Source organism: Arthrobacter sp. PvP023, assembly GCF_017832975.1.
Classification (GTDB): domain Bacteria; phylum Actinomycetota; class Actinomycetes; order Actinomycetales; family Micrococcaceae; genus Arthrobacter.
Genome location: NZ_JAFIBI010000001.1, coordinates 76,845 through 98,288 on the forward strand (window position 1 = coordinate 76,845; position 21,444 = coordinate 98,288).

Annotated in this window: 19 protein-coding genes and 1 tRNA gene; 9 read left to right on the forward strand and 11 right to left on the reverse strand. The window is 66.9% G+C overall.

Annotated elements, in window-relative coordinates; genetic code table 11:
- Positions 1-42: 42 nt before the first annotated feature.
- The 4 genes from JOE31_RS00330 to arsB are packed head-to-tail and all read right to left on the reverse strand — an operon-like array spanning position 43 to position 4,018.
- Positions 43-1,428, reverse strand: coding sequence for an NAD(P)-binding domain-containing protein (locus tag JOE31_RS00330; RefSeq protein ID WP_209741621.1), 1,386 nt, complete (start codon positions 1,426-1,428; stop codon positions 43-45).
- A gap of 32 nt (positions 1,429-1,460) precedes the next feature.
- Positions 1,461-2,438, reverse strand: coding sequence for a thioredoxin-disulfide reductase (gene trxB / locus JOE31_RS00335; protein WP_209748027.1), 978 nt, complete (start codon positions 2,436-2,438; stop codon positions 1,461-1,463).
- A 36-nt stretch (positions 2,439-2,474) separates the two neighbouring features.
- A complete protein-coding gene (locus tag JOE31_RS00340) occupies positions 2,475-2,897 on the reverse strand; it encodes an arsenate reductase ArsC (RefSeq protein WP_209741622.1) in 423 nt (140 codons plus the stop codon).
- Positions 2,898-2,920: 23 nt separating this feature from the next.
- Positions 2,921-4,018, reverse strand: a complete 1,098-nt coding sequence (gene arsB / locus JOE31_RS00345) for an ACR3 family arsenite efflux transporter (RefSeq protein WP_209741623.1) — start codon at positions 4,016-4,018, stop codon at positions 2,921-2,923.
- 108 nt (positions 4,019-4,126) lie between these two features.
- Here arsB and JOE31_RS00350 point away from each other — a divergent pair, with 108 nt between their 5' ends.
- Complete coding sequence (locus JOE31_RS00350) at positions 4,127-4,477, forward strand: metalloregulator ArsR/SmtB family transcription factor (protein ID WP_209741624.1); 351 nt, start codon at positions 4,127-4,129, stop codon at positions 4,475-4,477.
- 53 nt (positions 4,478-4,530) lie between these two features.
- Here the strand turns inward: JOE31_RS00350 and arsA are convergent, their stop codons facing one another.
- Positions 4,531-6,294, reverse strand: a complete 1,764-nt coding sequence (arsA, locus tag JOE31_RS00355) for an arsenical pump-driving ATPase (RefSeq protein WP_209741625.1) — start codon at positions 6,292-6,294, stop codon at positions 4,531-4,533.
- A gap of 117 nt (positions 6,295-6,411) precedes the next feature.
- A tRNA-Lys gene (locus tag JOE31_RS00360) sits at positions 6,412-6,484 on the reverse strand.
- Between the two features lie 242 nt (positions 6,485-6,726).
- On the opposite strand from JOE31_RS00360, the gene JOE31_RS00365 reads away from it, so the two are divergent.
- The 3 genes from JOE31_RS00365 (at position 6,727) to JOE31_RS00375 (ending at position 9,340) form a co-directional block, all read left to right on the forward strand.
- Complete coding sequence (locus JOE31_RS00365; protein ID WP_209741626.1) at positions 6,727-7,386, forward strand: hypothetical protein; 660 nt, start codon at positions 6,727-6,729, stop codon at positions 7,384-7,386.
- A gap of 318 nt (positions 7,387-7,704) precedes the next feature.
- On the forward strand, positions 7,705-8,322 hold the full coding sequence (locus JOE31_RS00370) for a DUF47 domain-containing protein (RefSeq protein ID WP_209741627.1): 618 nt from the start codon (positions 7,705-7,707) through the stop codon (positions 8,320-8,322).
- Position 8,323: 1 nt separating this feature from the next.
- Positions 8,324-9,340, forward strand: coding sequence for an inorganic phosphate transporter (locus JOE31_RS00375; RefSeq protein ID WP_209741628.1), 1,017 nt, complete (start codon positions 8,324-8,326; stop codon positions 9,338-9,340).
- 7 nt (positions 9,341-9,347) lie between these two features.
- Here JOE31_RS00375 and pstB read toward each other — a convergent pair whose 3' ends face one another.
- The 4 genes from pstB to pstS all read right to left on the reverse strand — a co-directional run bounded on the left by pstB (position 9,348) and on the right by pstS (position 13,532).
- Positions 9,348-10,127: a phosphate ABC transporter ATP-binding protein PstB gene (pstB, locus tag JOE31_RS00380; RefSeq protein WP_011690076.1), complete on the reverse strand. Its 780-nt coding sequence runs from the start codon at positions 10,125-10,127 to the stop codon at positions 9,348-9,350.
- 46 nt (positions 10,128-10,173) lie between these two features.
- Positions 10,174-11,283, reverse strand: coding sequence for a phosphate ABC transporter permease PstA (pstA, locus tag JOE31_RS00385; RefSeq protein WP_209741629.1), 1,110 nt, complete (start codon positions 11,281-11,283; stop codon positions 10,174-10,176).
- Positions 11,284-12,216 (reverse strand): phosphate ABC transporter permease subunit PstC, encoded by a 933-nt coding sequence (pstC, locus tag JOE31_RS00390; protein WP_209741630.1) that lies wholly within the window; start codon positions 12,214-12,216, stop codon positions 11,284-11,286.
- A gap of 194 nt (positions 12,217-12,410) precedes the next feature.
- Positions 12,411-13,532, reverse strand: coding sequence for a phosphate ABC transporter substrate-binding protein PstS (gene pstS / locus JOE31_RS00395; RefSeq protein ID WP_209741631.1), 1,122 nt, complete (start codon positions 13,530-13,532; stop codon positions 12,411-12,413).
- A 234-nt stretch (positions 13,533-13,766) separates the two neighbouring features.
- Here pstS and JOE31_RS00400 point away from each other — a divergent pair, with 234 nt between their 5' ends.
- Positions 13,767-14,894, forward strand: coding sequence for an aromatic acid exporter family protein (locus JOE31_RS00400; protein ID WP_209741632.1), 1,128 nt, complete (start codon positions 13,767-13,769; stop codon positions 14,892-14,894).
- 88 nt (positions 14,895-14,982) lie between these two features.
- A complete protein-coding gene (gene radA / locus JOE31_RS00405; RefSeq protein ID WP_209741633.1) occupies positions 14,983-16,356 on the forward strand; it encodes a DNA repair protein RadA in 1,374 nt (457 codons plus the stop codon).
- Positions 16,357-16,359: 3 nt separating this feature from the next.
- Here the strand turns inward: radA and JOE31_RS00410 are convergent, their stop codons facing one another.
- A complete protein-coding gene (locus JOE31_RS00410) occupies positions 16,360-17,121 on the reverse strand; it encodes an SDR family NAD(P)-dependent oxidoreductase (RefSeq protein ID WP_209741634.1) in 762 nt (253 codons plus the stop codon).
- A gap of 159 nt (positions 17,122-17,280) precedes the next feature.
- On the opposite strand from JOE31_RS00410, the gene JOE31_RS00415 reads away from it, so the two are divergent.
- The 3 genes from JOE31_RS00415 to JOE31_RS00425 all read left to right on the forward strand — a co-directional run bounded on the left by JOE31_RS00415 (position 17,281) and on the right by JOE31_RS00425 (position 21,443).
- Positions 17,281-17,586: an SHOCT domain-containing protein gene (locus JOE31_RS00415; RefSeq protein WP_209741635.1), complete on the forward strand. Its 306-nt coding sequence runs from the start codon at positions 17,281-17,283 to the stop codon at positions 17,584-17,586.
- A gap of 119 nt (positions 17,587-17,705) precedes the next feature.
- On the forward strand, positions 17,706-19,196 hold the full coding sequence (locus JOE31_RS00420; RefSeq protein ID WP_209748029.1) for a multicopper oxidase family protein: 1,491 nt from the start codon (positions 17,706-17,708) through the stop codon (positions 19,194-19,196).
- An 87-nt stretch (positions 19,197-19,283) separates the two neighbouring features.
- Complete coding sequence (locus tag JOE31_RS00425; RefSeq protein ID WP_209741636.1) at positions 19,284-21,443, forward strand: heavy metal translocating P-type ATPase; 2,160 nt, start codon at positions 19,284-19,286, stop codon at positions 21,441-21,443.
- The last annotated feature ends 1 nt before the right edge of the window (position 21,444 follow it).

Consider the following 21,444-nt stretch of genomic DNA (forward strand, 5'->3'; position numbering starts at 1 on the left):
GGTACTCCAGTGTGGTCGGTTGGTGAAAGCTTCGGAAGGAGGTCAGCTGTCGGCGGAGCGGCCGTGGGCCAGGCCCGTGGGGAATCCGACGAGGACCGGCTCGGGCGTTCCGCAGCAGCCGCCGGAGGTCTCGGCCACAAAACCTGCAGGCTGGACCGCGGGGATGTCGCAGCTGGTGCCGATATCGGAGGAGCAGACACCGGTTTCGGGCAGCTCGAGCTGGACGGTGTCGGCAGCCTTCCGGTCCCCTGCCAAGGCTGCGGTGACGGAGCGTACCTGCTCGTAGCCGGTGGCGAGCAGGAAGGTCGGGGCACGGCCGTAGGACTTCATGCCCACGATGTAGAAGTCGGCTTCCGGGTGGGCCAGCATCCTGGCACCGTGGGGTTCGACCGTGCCGCAGGAGTGGAATTCGGGGTCGATCAGCGGGCCGAGCTCACGCGGGGCTTCCACACCGGGGTCGAGTTCCAGCCGGAGTTCACGGAGGATGCCCAGGTCCGGGCGGAAGCCGGTGGCCGGAACCACGACGTCGGCTTCGAGGGTGCGGCCGTCGGTTGAGGTCAGGGTGACGGCGCCCTCGGCAGCCGTCAGGGATGCGATCCCGAAGCCGGCGTGAAGTTCCACGGCACCGGACTCGACGAGGCCGCGGAGCCGGCTGCCGAGCTGGCCGCGGGCAGCAAGGCCGTCAGCGTCACCGCCGCCGTAGACCTTGGCAGCGGAGGTGCCGCGGATGGCCCACACGATCTTCGTCCCGGGCACCTGGGCCGCGAGCTCGGAGAGATTGATCAGGGTGTTGGCGGCCGAGTGGCCGGCCCCGACGACGACGGCGGTGCGCCCGGCAAAGGCTGCACGGTCACGGCCCAGCACGTCAGGCAGCGGGGAGGAGATGCGGGCGGCCGCATCAGCCTCGCCGAGGGCCGGCAGGCCGGAGGTGCCGAGCGGGTTGCGGGTGGACCAAGTGCCGGAGGCGTCGATGACGGCGGCAGCCCGGTAGTCGCGGACTTCGCCGTCGGCGTGTTCCACCCGGACCACGAAGGGTGTGGTGTTCCGGTTGCGGCTGTGGGTTTTGTCCATGCCGTGCCGGGTCACAGCCACCACACGGGCGCCCGTGTGCAAGCGGGACGCGATGGCGGGAAGTGCGGCCAAGGGGGTGAGGTAGTGATCGATGAATTCACCGCCGGTGGGCAGCGCCGTCGGCTCCGGTGATTCCCACCCGGTCCCGGCGAGCAGGCGGGCGGCTGCAGCGTCAGTGTTGTACTGCCATGGCGAGAAAAGCCGGATGTGGCGCCACTGCTCGATGGCGGAGGCAGGGGCCGCGCCGGCCTCAAGGATCAGCGGCTCCAAACCTCGTTCGATCAGGTGCGCTGCCGCGGCGAGGCCGATGGGCCCGGCTCCGATGACAGCTACGGGAAGGATTGTTGTTACATCCATGGTGTCCTCTGTTTCATCCGGCGGGGGCCAATTCAGGCGTGGGTGGGTTCCTCGACCAGGGCGGTCGCGATGCTGTCCGCATCATCCAGGGCGGCGAGGTAGCGCTCGGCGTCGAGGGCGGCGGCGCACCCGGTGCCTGCAGCGGTGATGGCCTGGCGGTAACGGTGGTCCACAGCGTCCCCGCAGGCGAAGACGCCGGTCAGGTTGGTGACGGTGGTGGGCGAGTCCACCTTGATGTAGCCCTCGGCATCCAGGTCGACCTGGCCCTCGACGAGTTCGGTGCGGGGCACGTGTCCGATCGCCACGAATATGCCCGTAGCGGCATGTTCACGGGTTTCACCGGTCCGGGTGTCGGTCAGCGTAATGCCGGTGACCTTGGGGTCGCCGTGGATGGCGGTGACGGCGGAGTGCCAGGCGAAACTGATCTTCGGGTTGTCCTTGGCGCGCTGCGCCATGATGCGGGAGGCGCGGAGTTCGCCCTTGCGGACCACCACGGTGACGGTCCGTGCGAAGCGGGTCAGGAAGGTGGCTTCCTCCATGGCGGAGTCCCCGCCGCCGACGACAACGATGTCCTGGTCACGGAAGAAGAAGCCATCGCAGGTGGCGCACCAGGAGACACCGTGGCCGCTGAGCTTCTTCTCCTCGGGCAGGCCGAGTTCTTTGTAGGCGGAACCCGTCGCGAGGATGACGGCAGGCGCCTCGTGGATGTCACCGCCGCCCGTGACCACGCGCTTGAGGTGCCCGGTCAGCGTCACTTCAGTGACGTCGTCGAACACCACCTGCGCGCCGAACCGCTGCGCCTGTTCCTGGAGTCCGTCCATCAGTTCGGGGCCCTGGATGCCGGCGGGGAAGCCCGGGAAGTTCTCAACTTCGGTGGTGTTCATCAGGGCGCCGCCGGCCGTTACCGAGCCGGCCAGGACCAGGGGCTTCAGGCCTGCGCGGGCGGCGTAAATCGCCGCAGTGTAGCCGGCGGGGCCGGATCCGATGATGATCAGCTGTTCGGTGCTCACTTCGGTGCTCATGGAAGGTCTCCTAGGTTCGGGCGGTTACTTGGCGGCGGGGGCAAGGGAGGCGATGAGGTCCTCGATGCGGGCCTTGATGTCGTCCCGAATGGGGCGGACGGCATCCACGCCCTGGCCGGCCGGGTCTTCGAGTTCCCAGTCTTCATAGCGCTTGCCGGGGAAGATCGGGCAGGTGTCACCGCAGCCCATAGTGATCACGACATCTGATTCCTTGACGGCCTCGGTGGTGAGGACCTTGGGGATTTCGGCGGACATGTCGATGCCGAGTTCGGCCATTGCCTCGACGGCGGCCGGGTTGACCTTGTCGGCAGGCTGGGAACCTGCGGAGCGGACCTCGATGGCGCCCTTGGACAGGGTGGTGAGGAACGCGGCGGCCATCTGGGAGCGGCCGGCATTGTGGACGCAGACGAACAGGACGGAGGGCTTCTTGGCGGTTTCGGTGCTCATCGGTTTCTCCTGGGATTTCTGGATCAGACGGAAAGGGGGCTCGAGGTGAAGTAGCGCTTGCGGGCCCAGAGGGCCGCATAGACCAGTGCAACAAGGACCGGGACTTCAATCAAGGGTCCGACGACGCCGGCCAGGGCCTGCCCGGAGGTCACCCCGAAGGTGCCGATCGCCACGGCGATGGCGAGCTCGAAGTTGTTGCCGGCGGCGGTGAACGCCAGGGTGGTGGTTTTGGCGTAGCCCAGGTCGAGCCACATTCCGATCAGCATGCCAGCGCCGAAGACCACCAGGAAGTAGACCAGCAGGGGCAGGGCGATCCGGACGACGTCGAGCGGGCGGGAAGTGATGGTCCCGCCCTGCAGGGCGAACAGCAGCGTGATGGTGAACAGCAGGCCGTATAGCGCCCACGGTCCGAGCTTCGGCAGGAACGTTCCTTCGTACCAGTGCCGGCCCTTGGCCTTTTCTCCGATCGTGCGGGTAAGGAAGCCGGCCAGCAGCGGGATCCCCAGGAAGACCAGGACGGAAGCGGTGATGGCCCAGAAGGAGAAGTCCGCACTGGTGGTGGGCAGGCCCAGCCAGCCCGGCAGCAGCTGCAGGTAGAACCAGCCAAGAGCGCCGAACGCGATGACCTGGAAGACGGAATTGATGGCAACCAGCACGGCGGCGGCTTCGCGGTCCCCGCAGGCGAGGTCGTTCCAGATCATCACCATGGCGATGCAGCGGGCCAGACCCACGATGATCAGTCCGGTCCGGTACTCGGGCAGATCCGGAATGAAGATCCAGGCCAGGGCAAACATGAACGCCGGGGCGAGGACCCAGTTCAGCACCAGGGAGGTGATCATGAGCTTCCGGTCCCCGACCACGCGGTGTGCCTGGTCGTAGCGGACTTTCGCCAGCACCGGATACATCATCACCAGCAGCCCGATGGCGATCGGCAGCGAAACTTCGCCCACCTTGACTGCCTCGAGTGCGGTGTTCAGGCCGGGGATGAAGCTGCCCAGGAGCAGGCCCAGGACCATGGCTGCGATGATCCACACCGGCAGGAAGCGGTCCAGGGTGGAAAGTTTGCCAACGACGGCAGCCTCGCCTTCACGGGTGGGCGAAGAAACGGTCTGGGTGCTCACGGGACTCCTGTGCTGCGTTTGTGTCGCTCTGCGAAAAGATTGATGGTTGTCGATATGAAGTATTCCCAACTATATCGATGAATGTCAATCTGTGTGCATAATAGACCCATGAATTCTCTGCAAACTGTTGAGCCGGCCCTCGACGAGGGCTGCTGTGCACCGTCCGGCCGGCCTGTCCTCAGTGCTGAGGATGCCCGGCGCAAGGCCCTCGTGTTCAAGGCCCTCTCCGATCCCAACAGATTGCGGCTGCTATCCATCGTCAAGAGCGGCGGGTCCGGGGAGGCCTGCGTCTGCGATCTCACCGAGCCGCTGGACCTAGGGCAGCCCACCGTGTCGCATCACCTTAAGATCCTGGTCGACGCCGGCCTGCTGCACCGGGAGAAGCGCGGCACATGGGCCTACTACTCCCTCGTTCCCGGCGCCATGGAACAGACGGCAGGCCTCCTGACGTCCCTGTGATCCACAGTCCGGCGGCGGAAAAGTAGTCCGTGGAAGCCGGGTGGGGCCCCACCTCAGGCAGGCAGGCAGCTTAGGGCGGTCAAGGCCGACAACTTCTCCTCGCCGACGGGTTCTTCGGCCAGCAACGGAATGAGCGCCACCCGGTCCGTCAGGGTGCGCACCTTCATGATCTGTTCGATTTCGCTCGCGGCACGGGCCCGCAGGAACGGCGTCCGGGGGTGCGCGGCGGCGATCGAGTTGTTGATGACCCAGGCCCATGGATGAATTCCGGCTCGTTCCAGGTCGCTCTTCAACTCTTCGGCTTCCAGCACCGGCGTTGTTTCGGCCAAGGTAACGAGGACTACCTTCGTCCGGGCCGGGTCCTGGAGCCGCATGAGCGGAGTCACGAACCCCATCGTGTCGCCGACCTGTCGCGCGATCTCCCGGTGGTACGAGCCGGTGGCGTCCAGGAGCAGCAGGGTGTGGCCGGTCGGCGCCGTGTCGATCACTACGAAGTGCCGGCGGGATTCCTGCACCACCCTGGAGAACTGCCGGAACACAGCCACCTCGTCCGCGCACGGGGACATCAGGTCCTCAGCGAGGGCCGCGCGCCCGTCATCGTCCAGGCTCCGGCCCTTGGTCTCCATCACATGGCTTCGATATTCCTGGATGGCCGCTTCCGGATCGATGCGGGAGACCTTCAGGCCCGGGATGGAGCCATGGAGTGTCTCGGTGAGGTGGGCTGCGGGATCGGTGGTGGTGAGGTGGACCGCATGCCCGCGCTTGGCCAGGGCGACCGCAATGGCGGCCGCGACGGTGGTCTTCCCGACCCCGCCCTTGCCCATGCACATCACGAGGCCGTGCCCGCCGAGCTCCACTTCGTCGACCAGGGCAGCCAGGGGGGCGTCCTCAATCTCGGGGCCCGGCGCGGCGTCATCAGCAATGTGGGCGCCGGAAGTGGGCGTGAACAGGGACTCAATCGCCGCAATGCCGACCATATTCCCCGGTTTCAGGTCCAGGACATCCCGGGGCAGGCCGGCGACCGCGTCGGGGATGGCTGCGATGGCCGCAGCCTCCCGTGCGCGCAGGGCCTGCGCCAGGTCCTCCTCCCCTGCCGCTTCGGGCAGGACGCCGTTGACAACGACGTAACCGCTGCCGATCCCGATCCGGTTGAGCTCCAGATAGGTCCGCTCGACCTCGCCCAGCGATGATGTCTGCGCACGGCTGACCAGCACAAGCCGGGTCCTGGCCGGGTCCGTGAGTGCCTGGACTGCCTTGGCATACACCTGCTTGTGCTTCTCGAGCCCCGACAAGGGGCCCAGGCAGGACGGGTCCCCCTTGCCGGCTGCCAGGAAATCGGTCCACGAGCCGGGCAGCTGTAACAGCCGGATCGTGTGGCCCGTCGGGGCGGTGTCGAAGACGATGTGGTCATACTCCCCGTAGGAGCTGTCGTCGGCGAGCAGGTTCGTAAATTCATCGAACGAGGCGATCTCCGTGGTGCAGGAACCGGAGAGGCTCTCCGCAATGCCGGCCAATTCAGTCTCGGGCAGGAGTCCGCGGACGGGCGCGATGATCCGTTCCCGGTAGGCTTCGACGGCCTGTTCGGGGTCAATTTCCAGCGCAGAGAGACCTGGTACGTCCTGGATGGCAGTGACGGTGTTCCCGATGGTCACGCCGAAGACCTGTCCCACATTGGACGCGGGGTCGGTGCTGACCAGCAGGACCTTCCGGCCGGCCCTGGCTAGGGTGAGCGCTGTTGCACACGCCACGGAGGTCTTGCCCACGCCGCCCTTCCCGGTGAAAAACAGGAAGCGGGGTGCGTTCTGGAGAAACTTCACCCGCACAGCATATCGACAATGGTCGATGCACATAAGGGCAGGCAGTTCCGGGCAACAAAAAACCTCCGGCCTCCTGTCACCAGGAAGCCGGAGGTTTTCCACTCTTCGCTAAAAGAGTGGGCCCTGTGGGGATCGAACCCACGACCCACGGATTAAAAGTCCGATGCTCTACCAACTGAGCTAAAGGCCCCAGCTGACTGCCGTAAATATGCGCGGATGCGCACCTCAACGAACTATCAGCCCAGTCCATTTCTGGACGTTAAATACTGTACCCCACGCCGGGGGCAGCTTTGACACAACGGCGCGCGGCGCCGTCGTGCGTTAACGGTGACGCCCAAACATCAACAATGGCCGCCAGCGCTTCCCCCAATACTCCTTAAGCAGCCCGGCGGCAAGCTCGATAACAGAACAGCACAGGAGTAGCGTGGGGGCATGAGCGAGCAAGCTGGATCCAAGCCCTACGGCGGTGCAAACCGGCACCACAAGCCCAAGCCTTTTGCGCCCATCGACTTTGAGCCGTTCGCAGGCGGCGCAGACCCTGCCCGGGTCTCCGAGGCGGCGCACCTTGCCGCCCAGGCGCTGGTGCGCCACGGCCGCGACAGCGACGACCCCAAGGTGACCAAGCGCCTCGTCAAGCTTGCGGACGAGCAGGGTCTGGAAGCCATCGCAGAAATGTGGGCGGAAAGCCCGGCCAGGTCACTGCCCGGCGCACTCTGGCGGCTCTACGCGCTGCGGGCCGCCACCATCCAGGACCCCGAGCGGATCTCCGTGTACTTCAAGGCCGGCAAGGACACCGCGCAGGTTTCCAATGTGGTGGCCGGCGCTGCCGAGCCGCCGGGAGCGGACGAAATGAAGACGATGGCGGACGCCATCCTTTCCGGAGCGTTCGACGGCGAGTTCGACGTCGCGCTGGAACGCTCTGCCGCGTTCTGCCGCGTGGTTGCGCTGGGACAGGCCACCCTGGCCGACGGCGCCGAGCACAGCAACGAGAGCCACGCCAGCAAACTGACCCGCAATTCCCACCTCCTGGTGAAGACCGCCGAGGACCTGGAGCACGCGGCAAACGCCTGGCGGCTCGGCGAACTGGACTGAGGCGAGCCGCGAGGCATCCGTGCGGCGCGGCCTGCTCAACGAGTCCGCCACTGTTACGCACGGAGGGGCCCGGCTGTCAATGTTGACTTGGTTCAGCCAAAGTAGAAAACTGAAACCGGTGCCGAACCGCGAAACCCCCGGGCTTCAACATTTAGCCGCCTAGAGCGGCCTACCGCCGAGAGGCGTATCCGGTTCGGCACCACTTTTATGCCCGCGTGGATCTGCCGGTAAAGTAATCCCCATGTGCGGGTCAACGTCAAGTCACATGGCCCGTGGGCCACATTCCCTGCCGCTCCCTGCCTTCGCCGGAACCCGAAGGTGAAGCTCCGCCTGTTTCCGCAGGAGCCCGCAGGGCTGCACCTGCTCTCGCAGATGGCCCGCCAGATCGTCCTCGCCACCGCGACGCTGGCCGAAATCCTCGGCGTCCCGGCCACCGAGCACAACCGCCTGGTTGAAGACATGCACGATCACGAGGCCAAATCCGCGGAGCTGCACTTCGCGCTGCTGACCCACATGCGCACCAGCTTCGTGAATCCGCTCCCCCGCGAGGACATGTACGCCCTCTCCCGCTACCTCAACGAGGCCATGGAGAAGCTGGACGCCGCAGCGGAACTGGTGGCCCTGTACAAGCTCGAACGCCTTCCCAAGCGCGCCGCGGACCAGCTCGAGATCATCAGCCGGCAGGCCGAACTCACCGTGGACGCCATGCGGCAGCTGAACAACCTGGACGATCTGGAGGACTACTGGATCGAGATCCTCCGCCTGGCCAAGCGGGCGGAACGGACCCACCGGGTGTGGGTTGCGGACATGATCAAGGACATGAAATGGGCCCAATACGCCCGGAACCGGGATATTGCCAACCAGCTGGTGGAAGTCACCAAGGACATGCGGCGCATCGCCACCCAGGTAGGCAGCATCATCGTCAAGGAATCCTGACGTGACCCTGTTCTTCTTCGTGGTGGTGGTGCTGTTTGCCGCCGCGTTCGCCTTCCTGAACGGATTCAGGGATGCGTCAACGTCCGTGGCCCTGGCCGTGCGGACCCGGGCCCTGACCCCCACGGTGGCCGTCCTGCTGGCCGCCCTCTTCAACTTCGTCGGAGCCGGGCTGAGCGGGCTCCTGGCGCTGCAGGTGAGCAGAACCTGGATCTCGCTGCCTCCGGGTGAAAACGGTCTGACCATCCTCGCGGCCGGCCTGCTCAGCGCCGTAGCCTGGGGCATTTACACCTGGTGGCGCGGCATTCCCTCCTCGTCCACCCACGCACTGGTGGGCGGGCTGGCCGGCGCGGGCCTGGCCAGCGTGCTGGTGGGCGGCAACGCGGTGGGCGGAGTGAACAATTCCCTGCTTTTCCAGGTGGTGCTGCCCCTCCTGCTGTCCCCTGTCATCGCATTTGTGGGCGCGTACCTGCTGGTGTGGCCGGCCACCTGGGCGGCGCGCTACACCCCGCCCAGCGTAGTGAACAGCCGCTCTCGCAGGACCCAGGCCATCGCCGCCGGGGCGGTGGCCTTCGGCCACGGCCTCCAGGACGGACAGCGGACCAGCGCCGTGTTGCTCCTGGCGCTCCTCGCCGCCGGCCTGTCCGACGGCGCCGGCATCCCCGGCTGGGTGCCGCTGCTTACCGCGGCGATGCTGGCGGCCGGAACCCTGGCCGGAGGCTGGCGCATTTCCTACACCATCGGCTACAAGCTCACCCGGATCGATCCGCTCCGGGGCTTCGTGGCCCAGCTCTACAGCTCGGTCATCCTGCTGCTCGGCGCCATCGGGCTGCAGTGGCCCATTTCCACCACGCACACGGTGACGGCGGCCGTGCTGGGTGCCGGCAGCAACCAGGGCTTCCCGGTAACCAACCGCAGGCTGGTGCTCCGGATCCTGGCGTTCTGGGTACTCACGCCCGTGCTGACGGCGGCTGCCGCCTTCGTGCTGGAGCTCTCGCTCTCGCCCCTCACAAACCTCTAGGTTTCGCTTATCCGAAGCGGCCGGAGACGTAGTCTTCCGTGGCCTTCTGGGTGGGGTTGCTGAAGATGGTGTGGGTGTCTCCCACTTCGATCAACTTGCCCGGCTTGCCGGTTCCGGCGATGTTGAAGAACGCGGTCCGGTCCGAGACGCGCGCGGCCTGCTGCATGTTGTGCGTAACGATGACCACCGTGTACTGGTCCTTGAGGTCGTTGATGAGGTCCTCAATGGCCAGCGTGGAAATGGGATCAAGCGCGGAGCAGGGCTCGTCCATCAGGATGACCTGCGGTTCCACGGCAATGGCGCGCGCAATGCACAGGCGCTGCTGCTGGCCGCCGGAAAGGCCGGACCCCGGCTTGGCCAGGCGGTCCTTCACCTCGTTCCACAGGTTGGCGCCCTGCAGGGAGCGCTCCACGAGGGCGTCGGCCTCGCCCTTGGAGATCTTCTGGTTGTTCAGCTTCACCCCGGCCAGGACGTTGTCCCGGATGGACATGGTGGGGAACGGGTTGGGCCGCTGGAACACCATGCCGATCTGCGAGCGGACGGTCACGGGGTCCACGCCGGGTCCGTAGAGGTTGTCACCGTCCAGCAGAACTTCGCCTTCAACCCGGGCGCCCGGAATCACTTCGTGCATGCGGTTCAGCGTCCGCAGGAACGTGGACTTGCCACAGCCGGACGGGCCGATGAATGCCGTGACGGACTTGGCTTCGATGTTGATGTTGACGTCCTCAACGGCCAGGAACTTGCCGTAGTAGACGTTCAAATCCTTGACGTCGATGCGCTTAGACATGGTATTCCTTCACTTGCTGGATACGAATTGAATTTTACCGGCGGAGCTAGCGGCCGGTCTTGGGTGCGAAGATCCTGGCGATGAGCCGTGCGCCGAGGTTCAGCAGCATCACCAGGATGATGAGCACCAGCGCGGCACCCCATGCCCGCTGCGAGGACGGATCCGGGTTGGACGGCGAGGTGGGGTTCAGGATCTGGGTGTAGATGAACGTGGGCAGGGAGGCCATCCAGCCGCTGAACACGTTGGTGTTGATGTTGGTGGCAAAGCCTGCGGTCACCAGGATCGGGGCGGTTTCGCCGATCACGCGGGCAATGGCCAGGGTGACGCCGGACGCGATGCCGGAGATCGCCGTCGGAATGACCACCTTGAGGATGGTGCGCCATTTGCGGACGCCCAGGGCGTACGCCGCTTCGCGGAGTTCGTTGGGGACGATCTTGAGCATTTCCTCGCTGGAACGCACCACCACCGGGATCATCAGGACGGAAAGCGCGACGGCGGCCACAGCCCCCGTTTTGGTGCCGGGACCCACCACGGCGAAGAAGAACGCGGCGGCGAAGAGGCCGGCGACGATCGAGGGGATGCCCGTCATGACGTCCACGAAGAACGTGATGGCGCGGGCCAGCGGGCGGTCCTCGCCGTACTCCACAAGGTAGACCGCGGTCAGCAGGCCCACCGGAACCGAGATGACCGTGGCCAGCAGGGTGATCTGGATGGTGCCCAGGAGCGCGTGGTAGATGCCGCCCACGACGGGCGCACCCTCCTCCGTGCTCTTGTTGTCGAAGGCGCCGGTGACACCGTTCATGGAGGTGGTGAGGAAGCCCGGATCCAGGAGGCCGGGGAGCCCGTTGACCAGGACGGTCCAGATCACCGAGATCAGCGGCAGCAGGGCCACCAGGAAGGAACCGACCACCAGGCAGGTGGCCAGCTTGTCCTTGGCCCTGCGTCCTCCTTCGACGGCGGCGCTCCAACCCACCAGGCCGGCCGTGAACAGGATGGCTGAGACGATGCCCCAACCGAACGCGTTGAAGCCGATCACGGCCAGGATGGCGGCGCCGACCACCAGGGCAAGGGCCAGTACAACGAAAGGCGCGAACTTGGGCAGCTGGCCCTTGGTGAGCGCGGAGCGCTTGCGGACCGGGGTGAGGGTGGAGGTCATTTAGTTGGCTCCCGAGAATTCTTTGTGCCGGCTGATGATCCAGCGGGCAATCATGTTGACGCCGAGCGTGATGACGAACAGGACCAGGCCTGCTGCGATCAGCGTGCTCACCTTCAAGCCGCTGGCCTCCGGGAAGTTCAGCGCGATTTCGGCGGCGATGGTCTGGTTGCCGGACTGGATCAGGCTGGCGGTGAGGGCGCCGGAGGACAGCACCAGTGCTACGGCCATGGTTTCGCCGAGTGCCCGGCCCAGGCCCAGCATCACGGCGCTGACGATGCCCGGGCGGCCAAACGGAAGAACGGCCATTTTGATCATTTCCCAGCGGGTGGCACCCAGGGCCAGGGCGGCTTCCTCGTGCAGCTTGGGGGTCTGCAGGAAGATTTCGCGGCTCAACGAGGTGATGATGGGAAGGACCATCACGGCCAGCACGATGCCGGCGGTGAGGATGGTCTTGCCGGTGGCGGACGCGGGGCCCTGGAAGATGGGCAGCCAGCCCATGTTGTTGGCTAGCCAGTCGTAGGCCGGGGAGATCTCCTTGGCCAGGAACGCGGCGCCCCAGGCGCCGTAGACCACCGACGGAATGGCGGCCAGGAGGTCGATCACGTAGCCCAGGCCGGAGGCGAGGCCGCGCGGGGCGAAGTGCGAGATGAAGAGCGCAACTCCGATGGCCACGGGGGTGGCGATGACCAGGGCAATAACGGCCGCGATAACGGTGCCGATGACGATCGGCCAGATGTAGGCGAAGAAGCCTTCGCCGCCTTGGATCTTGTCCGGCGAAGCCACGAGGGCCGGGATCGCCTGGACTACCAGGAACAGGGCCACGCCGAAGAGCACGGCAAGGATCAGGCATCCTGCGGCCAGGGCGGCTCCGGAAAAGACCTTGTCTCCGGCGCGGCCTGCGCCCCGGGACTGTGTCAGGGAGGTGGTGGTCACAAACGATCCTCTGGGTTCGAATAGAACCGACTGCCTGGTCCGGGCTGAGCCGGCAAGCAGCGGTGAAACTGGCTGTACTTCGGACAAACACCTAGGTTCCCTGCCCCGCGCGACGGTCTGTGACCGACCCGCACGGGACAGGGAACCTGGCTCAGGCTCGTGTTTCCACTATGCCTTGCTGTGCAGTGAATCCCCTAGGACTTGACCTTGATGGATTCGATGGCCTTGGCAGCCTTCTCCTGGAGGGACTTGGAGAGGGGAGCGGACTTCGCGGCGTCAGCGGCGGCCTGCTGGCCGGCATCGGACACTACGTAGTTTTCGAAGGCCTTGACCAGGTCAACGGTTTCCTTCTTGTCGTAGGTGGAGCACACCACGTGGAAGGAGACCAGGACAACCGGGTAGGCACCTTCGATGGTGGTCTTGCGGTCCAGCTTGATGGACAGGTCGTTGGCGGAACGGCCTTCCACCGGCTTGCCGGCGTCCACGGCCTTGGCTGCAGCCTCGGCGGAGATCTTGGTGAAGGTATCGCCGACCTTGACCTGGGCGATGCCAAGCTTGCCGCTGACGGCCGAGTCATCGGCGTAGGTTACGGCGCCCGGGGTGTCGGTGACGGTCTTGACCACGCCGGAGGTGCCCTTGGCGTTCTCGCCCTTCAGGGATGCGGGCCAGACGCCGGCAGCCTTGTCGGTCCAGACCTCCGGAGCTGCGGCGGCCAGGTAGTCGGTGAAGTTGCTGGTGGTGCCGGAGTCATCGGAACGGTTGACCGGCGTGACCTTGAGGTCCGGCAGCTTGGCGTCCGGGTTCATTGCCGCGATGGCGGGATCGTTCCAGTTGGCGATTTCGCCGCGGAAGATCTTGGCCACGGTGGCGGCGTCCAGCTTCAGTTCCTTGACATCCGGGATGTTGAAGGCGATGGCGATCGGGGAGATGTACACCGGAATGTTGATGGCACCCTCGGGGCCGCACTTTTCCTTGGAGCTGGCGAGCTCCTCGTCCTTGAGGTAGGCGTCGGAACCGGCAAACTGGGCCGAACCGTCGATGATGGCCTTGCGTCCAGCGCCGGAGCCATCCGGGGAGTACTGCACGGAGGCGCCCTGGTTGGCGGACGCGAAGTTGGTCTTCCATACGTCCATGGCCGCGCCCTGGGCGGAGGAACCGATGCCGGTCAGCGTGCCGGTGACGTTCGCCCCCGTGGCGGACGGGGCGCCGGACTGGCCGGTGCCCGTGGCGTTGTCGGAACCGCAGGCGGTGAGCGCGAGTGCGCCGGCTGCGATGACAGCGATAGCCGCGTGGCGGCCGAAGCGGAGTGCCTTCACTGATGTACCCCTTCCAGGGATTTCTGATGCGTAGCGGACCGGAGACGTCCGAACATAAGAAGTTGCGTACTTTTTGTACCTTCATTGAAGTTAGGGGCCGCAGGTAACGGGATGTGGGGACCAAGGTGAACGGAGGGTTAACGACGGCGGGACATCGGCTTACATGTGCAGCGTCACCATTGCGCACATCACATCTCCGGTCGTAGTGCAACGCCAGTGAATAGACTGGAACGCATGGCCATCCCAGCAGGACTTTCAGCAAGCGGGCGTTTCCTGCGCGGCCGCATCCGTACCGGCCTGGTCCGGAGCCGCAACTCGCTGATCCCCGCCGTCCAGATGACCGGCTGCGCCGTGGGGGCTTATGCCTTCGCCGAGTACGTACTGGGGCATTCGGGTCCCCTGTTCGCGGCGACGTCGTCGCTGATCGCCTTGGGCTTCTCGCGGGAGCCCCGGCTGCGCCGGGTGGTTGAGGTGGGCCTTGGCTGCACCATCGGCATTGCGGTGGGCGACCTGCTCCTGCACTGGCTGGGCGGCGACATCTGGGTGGCCGCCGTCGTGCTCCTCACCTCCATCCTGCTGGCGCGTTTCCTGGACAGCGGCAACATCTTCACCACCCAACTGGGGCTGCAGTCGCTCCTGGTGGTGCTGCTGCCGGCGCCCGCCGGAGGCCCGTTCACCCGCAGCATCGATGCGATAGTGGGCGGACTGTTCGCGCTGCTGGTCACCATCCTCATCCCCAAGGATCCCCGGCGGGAACCGCGCAAGGACGTCCGGAAACTGCTGCACGAGCTCGCCGAGGTGCTGCGCGAATGCGCGCAGGCCCTCATCAAGAGCGACTCCACCCAGGCATGGCATGCCCTGATCCGCGGCCGGAACTGCCAGCCCCTGGTGGACGCAATGCGCCATACCCTGCGCGCGTCCGGTGAGGTGGCCACGCTCGCACCGGCGTACCGCAGGCACCGCGATGAGCTGGACCGGCTCGAGCAGTCGCTGGACTTCATCGACCTGGCGCTCCGTAACAGCCGCGTTTTTGCGCGCAGGCTGACCAGCGCCATCAACCATGCCGCGTTGTCCGACGAAGCCACCGAAAACATCGCCGAGGTGCTGCAGGAAACCGCCGCCGCCATCGACGAGCTGTCCCTGGGCCTTGCCGAAACGCACGACGGTGCTCGGCGGGCCCATCTCCGGACGGCCCGGCAGGACCTGAGCGGGATCGCACTGCGCCTGCACCCGAAGCTGCTGGAAGTCCAGCGCCTCGAGGGCGAAACGGTGGTCATGCTGTTCCGCCCGCTGATGGTGGACCTGCTCGAAGCCAGCGGAATGGACTCCCGGGAGGCCAGGGACATTCTCCCGCCGCTGTAGTAGCAGGATCCCGCTGGTTGAACTCGTCGAAGCCGGGACCCCGACGAGCTGGCGCCGGGATGTCACTGCCCCCGGATAGTGTGGAGCAATGGCAACCAAGACTTCCCGGGCATCCAAAGCCCCGGCCTACAAATGCGCCGAATGCGGCTGGACCACCGTCAAATGGGTGGGGCGCTGTGGCGAGTGCCAGGCGTGGGGCACCGTGGAGGAAACCGGCGCCGCCGTTGCGCGTACGACGGCGGCCACCACCGTTGTGGAGCCCGCCCGCCGGATCGCCGACGTCGATGCCACCACGGCGGCGTTCCTCCCGACGGGCGTGGATGAACTGGACCGCGTGCTCGGCGGCGGGCTGGTTCCGGGCGCAGTGATCCTGCTGGCCGGCGAGCCCGGGGTGGGCAAGTCCACGCTGCTCCTGGATGTTGCCGCCAAGTTCGCCCGCACGGCGCAGGACGTCCTCTACATCACGGGTGAGGAATCCGCTGCGCAGGTCAAACTGCGGGCGGACCGGATCGACGCTGTTGCAGAGTCCCTCTACCTTTCGGCCGAAACGGATCTTGGCCAGGCGCTCGGGCAAGTGGAGAAGCTGGAACCGCGGCTGCTGGTGGTGGACTCCGTCCAGACCCTCAGCAGTGCCGACGTCGAGGGCAGCGCCGGCGGCGTCTCCCAGGTGCGCGAGGTGGCCGCCTCCCTGATCGCCGCGGCCAAGCGCCGCAACATGACCACGCTCCTGGTGGGGCACGTGACCAAGGACGGCTCCATCGCCGGGCCCCGCCTCCTGGAGCACCTGGTGGACGTGGTCTGCCAGTTCGAGGGCGAGCGCCACTCGCGGCTCCGGCTGCTGCGGGCCGTGAAAAACCGGTACGGACCCACGGACGACGTCGGCTGCTTCGACCTCAACGAGGACGGCATCGTAGGCCTTGCCGATCCCAGCGGCCTGTTCGTCTCCCGGACCAAGGAGCCTGTGTCCGGCACGTGCATCACCGTGACTTTGGAAGGCCGCCGGCCGCTGCTGGCGGAGGTGCAGTCGCTCCTGGCCGAGAGCGCCAGTTCGCAGCCCCGCCGTGCCACCAGCGGCCTGGACAGCTCCCGGGTGGCCATGCTGCTTGCCGTGCTCCAGCAGCGCGCCGGCTGCCTGCTGCACAAGGATGATTCCTATGTGGCAACGGTGGGCGGCGTGAAGCTCAGCGAGCCGGCAACCGACCTTGCCGTGGCGCTGGCCGTGGCTTCGGCCAAGGCAAAAAAGCCGCTGCCCATCCGGCTGATTGCCTTTGGCGAGGTGGGACTGGCCGGTGAAGTCCGTCCCGTTCCAGGCATCAACCAGCGCATCCAGGAAGCCCACCGGCTGGGCTTTACCCACGCCGTGGTGCCGGCGAGCCCCAACGGCCCCGGACCGGTTCCCGCCGGTTTCTCCGTTCGGGAAGTGGGGCATCTGGCCGAAGCCCTGAGCCTGCTCATCAGCTGAGCGTCAGATGGTGGACCAGCCCCCGTCGCTGGGCAGAATCGCTCCGTTGACGTTGGCCGAGTCCTCGCTGAGCAGCCAGGTTATGGCTGCGGCGAGCTGGGCGGGCTGCGCCACCGAACCTACGGTGGCCTGCAGGATGGGGCCGATCCGCCCTGCCGCGAAGTCCGACTTCCAGGGCGCCTCGATGTTGGTGGCAACAGCCCCCGGTGCCACCGCGTTCGCCCGGATCCCCTGGGGTCCATAAAAGAACGCCACGCTCTTGGTGAAGCCCACCAGCGCGTGCTTGGACGACGTGTAGGCCACGCCGGAAGCGGACGCCCGCAGCGACGCCTCGGACGCCACGTTCACGATGGTGCCCGTTCCGGCCGCCAGCATCAGCGGCAGGACCGCCCGGGTGAGGCGCATGGGGCCTGTCAGGTTGACGCTGAACACCCTGTCCCAGGTGGCATCGTCCACCTCGGCCGGCGGCAGGAAGGCGTCCATTATCCCTGCGACGTTGGCCAGCCCGTCCACCCGGCCGTCGGCGGCAGCCACAATCGCGGCGGTGGTCTCCGCCTCGGCCACGTCTCCGGTGACCGTGACGACGTCGAACCCGCGCAGTCCGGCGGCAAGGTCCGCCAGCCGCTGCTCCAGAACGTCCGTGGCGATGACCCTCGCGCCCTCATGTGCCAGGCGGGTGGCGGTGGCCAGTCCGATCCCGGAGCCCGCTCCGGTCACGATCACGGTTTGCCCCGCGAAGCGGGAGGGGTACGCGGCTGGCGGCATGGCCTGCTCCTCAGCGTAGATGGCCCCGGGCAGGGGCTCGGCTATGGTTACAGGCTCCGCCCTGCGGACAGTCCTCCACAAGCGACTTACGACCCTAGTGGAGTCCGTGAACCGGGCGCACTGTTGTCGTAGGAAGTAGAGGCCGCGAAGGGAGCAGCCATGATGTGGGGTTACGGTCCGGACATGGGCTGGATGTGGCTGTGGGGAGTGCTGATGCTGGTGGGCGTAGCCCTGCTGGTGCTTGTTGCCGTGCGGTTGTTCTCCGGTGGCGGCCGCGGCGGGTTCACGGGAGGCGGGTTCAACCCGCCAGGGACTCCGGGGCCGGGCGGTCCGTGGCCCGGAGCCGGCGGTCCCGGACTAGGACGCAGCCGGGCGCGGCAGATCCTCGACGAACGGTTCGCGAAAGGGGAACTGACCGCTGACGAGTACCGCGAACAGGCCAGGATACTCGGCGAGGAGCACTAGTGCCTCCCGCCAACACGCCTCCCGCGGGTCCGCAACCAGGTCCGCAACACGCCGCCAGCCCGCCCGGCACGAAACCCAGCCGCGAGCCATTGGTTGGCAGCCGTCCCGCCAGCCGTCCCATAAGCCGGCGCAGCGCGTTGCTCCTGGGCGGACTCGGCGCGGCCGGAACGGTGGCTGGCGGAGCGGGGCTGTGGTGGACGCTGGCTTCCCGGTCCTCATCCCGGTCGGCCCCGGTCACCGGAGCCGACCTGTCCCAGCCGTCCGAGCTTCGTAGCACCGGCGGGCGGCTGGAGGTCCGGCTCGAAGCCGGGGCAGGCCAGTTTCCGCTCGCCGGGCGGCAGGCCCAGGCGCTGGGCTATAACGGCGGAATTCCGGGTCCCACTCTTCGCTTGCTGCCGGGTGATGTACTCAACGTCCGTCTGGCCAACAGCCTGGACCAGCCAACCAACCTGCATGTCCACGGGCTGCACGTCTCCCCCGAGGGCTCCGGGGACAACGTGTTCGTGGTGGTGAATCCCGGCGCCGTCCATGACTATGAGTACCGGCTCCCGGCTGACCACCCTCCGGGTGTGTACTGGTACCACCCGCACCACCACGGCATGGTGGCCGACCAGATCTTCGCAGGCCTCTTTGGCGCGATCATCGTGGAGGACCCGGATCCTGTCCCGGTCAGCACCGAACGCGTCCTGGTCATTTCCGACACCACACTGGACGGCGGCGGGAACGTTGTCCGCGTTTCCCAGATGGAGCGGATGCTGGGCAGGGAAGGCGAACTCATCCTGGTCAATGGCCAGAGCAACCCCGAGTTCACCGCCATGCCGGGTCAGCGGGAGCGGTGGCGCCTCATCAACGCCTGCGTGGCCCGCTATCTCGCGCTGCGGCTTGACGGCCAGCAGCTCCAATTGCTGGGGATGGACTCGGGCCGGTTCCGCACGCCGTCGCCGGTGGAGGAACTCTTGCTGGCCCCGGGTAACCGGGCAGACGTGCTGGTCACCACGGCGGCCGGAAACTCCATCCTGCGGGCCGCGTACTACGACCGCGGCAGCATGGCCGGCATGATGGGCCAAGGACCCGGTCCACGGCGGACGGGCCAACCGGACGCGGCCGGCGCGGCGCTGGCGACGTTGCGCGTGGCCGGAAGCACCGCCGCCTCTCCAGCACCCCTGTCGCCGCTGCCGCCCTTGCCGGCAGGCAGGGACCCGGACGACCTGCGGACGGCCGCCGTGGCAGCGCACCGGCAGCTCACGCTTTCCTCTGGCGCAGGCATGGGAATGGGCGGGGCCATGATGGGCTTCACCATCAACGGCCGGGAGTTCAGCGCGGCGAGGACGGACACCACGGTGGCGGCAGGGAGCGTGGAGGAATGGACCCTGACCAACCCCAGCCCCATGGACCACCCGTTCCACCTGCACGTCTGGCCGATGCAGGTCATTGAGGAGGGCGGTCGCGCACTGGATCCGCCGGAGTGGCGGGACGTAGTCAATGTTCCGGCTCAGGGCCGGGTGAAGGTCCGCGTGGCTTTCAAGGACTTCGCCGGCCGGGCCGTCTACCACTGCCACATCCTGGACCATGAGGACCTCGGCATGATGGGCGTGATCGAAGTCCGCTAGCGGGAAACCCTTGCCATCTATACCCCCTGGGGGTATGTTGACGTTAAGCCGCGACCACTACGGGTGAAAGTCTCAAAGGAGCACACCATGGAACCCCGCCACGGTGCAGGCCAACTGCACACTGGGCAATCAGATCAGGGCCGTCCGCACGCCGGCCACTCCGGGCATCCGGAGCACGGCACCCATCAGATGCCTGGGCAGGGTACGCATCCGGCAGGCCACGGACCCGTTGACGACGAACACATGGTCCACAGCCAGGGCCAGCATGCCGGCCACAGCGTGGCGATGTTCAAGAACAGGTTCTGGCTGACGCTTGCCTTGGCCGTGCCTGTGGTCTTCTTCAGCCCGATGTTCGGGCACCTCCTGGGCTACATGCCGCCGTCCTTCCCCGGTTCCCTCTGGATCCCGCCGCTCCTGGGCACCGTGATCTACCTGTACGGAGGCCAGCCGTTCCTCCGCGGCGGGCTCAACGAGCTCAAGTCCCGGAAACCCGGCATGATGCTTCTGATCGGCATGGCCATCACAGTGGCCTTCGCTGCGTCCTGGGCCACCAGCCTGGGGATCGGCGGATTCGATCTGGACTTCTGGTGGGAGCTGGCGCTTCTCGTCGCCATCATGCTGCTGGGCCATTGGATCGAGATGAGGGCGCTTGGCTCGGCCCAGGGGGCGCTGGATGCGCTGGCGGCACTGCTTCCCGACGAGGCGGAACGCATCACGGACGCCGGCTCCGAAACCGTCGCAGTTTCCGAACTCCGCTCCGGCGATCTCATCCTGGTCCGCTCGGGCGGGCGGATGCCGGCTGACGGCACCGTCAGCGACGGGCAGGCGGAGTTCGACGAATCCATGATCACGGGCGAATCCAGGACCGTCCTGCGTTCGCCGGGAGATCCGGTGGTGGCCGGAACGATCGCGACGGACAATTCTGTCAGGGTACAGGTCACCGCCATCGGCGAGGACACGGCCCTGGCCGGAATCCAGCGGCTTGTTGCCGAGGCTCAGGCGTCGTCCTCCAAGGCCCAGGCCCTCGCGGACCGGGCAGCGGCGTTCCTCTTCTACTTCGCCGCTGGCGCCGGCGTCATCACGTTCGTCGCCTGGACGCTGCTGGGCAGCATTTCCGACGCCGTGACACGCACCGTGACGGTGCTGGTCATTGCCTGCCCCCACGCGCTGGGGCTTGCCATCCCGCTGGTGATCGCCATTTCCACCGAGCGCGCAGCCCGGGCCGGCGTGCTGATCAAGAACCGGATGGCACTGGAGCGCATGCGGACCGTCGACGTCGTGCTTTTCGACAAAACCGGAACCCTGACCAAGGGCGAGCCCGAACTCAAGGACGTGGCCGCAGTTGAGGGGATGGACCGGGACGGGCTCCTGGCTCTGGCCGCCGCCGTGGAATCGGACAGCGAGCACCCGGTGGCCCGCGCAGTCGTCGCGGCCGCCCGCGGTCGCGGGCTCACCGTTCCGAAAGCCACGGACTTCAGCTCCATGACCGGCCGCGGCGTCCGTGCCGGCATCGATGGCAGGACTGTGTACGTGGGCGGTCCCGCCCTGCTCCGCGAACTGGGAGCAAACGAGCCGGAGACGCTCGCAGCCGTCACGGCAGCCTGGATGGAGCGGGGCGCCGCCGTCCTCCATGTAGTGGACGACGGCGGGCGGGTCCTTGGCGCCGTCAGCCTTGAGGACGCCGTGCGACCGGAATCCCGCCAGGCTGTCGCGGCCCTGCAGAACCGCGGGATCAAGGTGGCCATGATCACCGGCGATGCCCGCCAGGTGGCCAGCGCCGTCGCCGCCGACCTCAAGATCGACGAGGTCTTCGCTGAAGTGCTTCCGGCAGACAAGGACAAGAAAGTCGCCGAACTCCAGGGCCGCGGACTCCGGGTGGCCATGGTGGGCGACGGCGTCAACGACTCCCCCGCCCTGGCCCGGGCGGAAGTGGGCATCGCGATCGGCGGCGGGACCGATGTGGCAGTGGAGTCCGCCGGCGTAGTCCTGGCCGGCAACGATCCACGGGCCGTGCTGTCCATGGTGGACCTTTCCCGGGCGAGCTACCGGAAGATGTGGCAGAACCTCGTTTGGGCCACGGGCTACAACATCATTGCGGTGCCGTTGGCCGCCGGTGTGCTGGCCTTCGCAGGGATCGTCCTGTCCCCCGCCGCAGGTGCCGTGCTGATGTCCGCCTCCACCATCGTGGTGGCCCTCAACGCGCAGCTGCTGCGCCGGCTGAAGCTCAACCCGGCGCAGGCGCGCTGAC

Excerpts from the sequence above, each read along its gene's own strand:
- JOE31_RS00330 (WP_209741621.1), bottom strand. The coding sequence starts at position 1,428 with ATGGATGTAACAACAATCCTTCCCGTAGCTGTCATCGGAGCCGGGCCC.
- pstA (WP_209741629.1), bottom strand. The coding sequence starts at position 11,283 with ATGACCTCCACCCTCACCCCGGTCCGCAAGCGCTCCGCGCTCACCAAG.
- JOE31_RS00425 (WP_209741636.1), top strand. The coding sequence starts at position 19,284 with ATGGAACCCCGCCACGGTGCAGGCCAACTGCACACTGGGCAATCAGAT.
- JOE31_RS00415 (WP_209741635.1), top strand. The coding sequence starts at position 17,281 with ATGATGTGGGGTTACGGTCCGGACATGGGCTGGATGTGGCTGTGGGGA.
- JOE31_RS00340 (WP_209741622.1), bottom strand. The coding sequence starts at position 2,897 with ATGAGCACCGAAACCGCCAAGAAGCCCTCCGTCCTGTTCGTCTGCGTC.
- JOE31_RS00350 (WP_209741624.1), top strand. The coding sequence starts at position 4,127 with ATGAATTCTCTGCAAACTGTTGAGCCGGCCCTCGACGAGGGCTGCTGT.
- radA (WP_209741633.1), top strand. The coding sequence starts at position 14,983 with ATGGCAACCAAGACTTCCCGGGCATCCAAAGCCCCGGCCTACAAATGC.
- JOE31_RS00410 (WP_209741634.1), bottom strand. The coding sequence starts at position 17,121 with ATGCCGCCAGCCGCGTACCCCTCCCGCTTCGCGGGGCAAACCGTGATC.
- JOE31_RS00365 (WP_209741626.1), top strand. The coding sequence starts at position 6,727 with ATGAGCGAGCAAGCTGGATCCAAGCCCTACGGCGGTGCAAACCGGCAC.
- JOE31_RS00400 (WP_209741632.1), top strand. The coding sequence starts at position 13,767 with ATGGCCATCCCAGCAGGACTTTCAGCAAGCGGGCGTTTCCTGCGCGGC.
- pstB (WP_011690076.1), bottom strand. The coding sequence starts at position 10,127 with ATGTCTAAGCGCATCGACGTCAAGGATTTGAACGTCTACTACGGCAAG.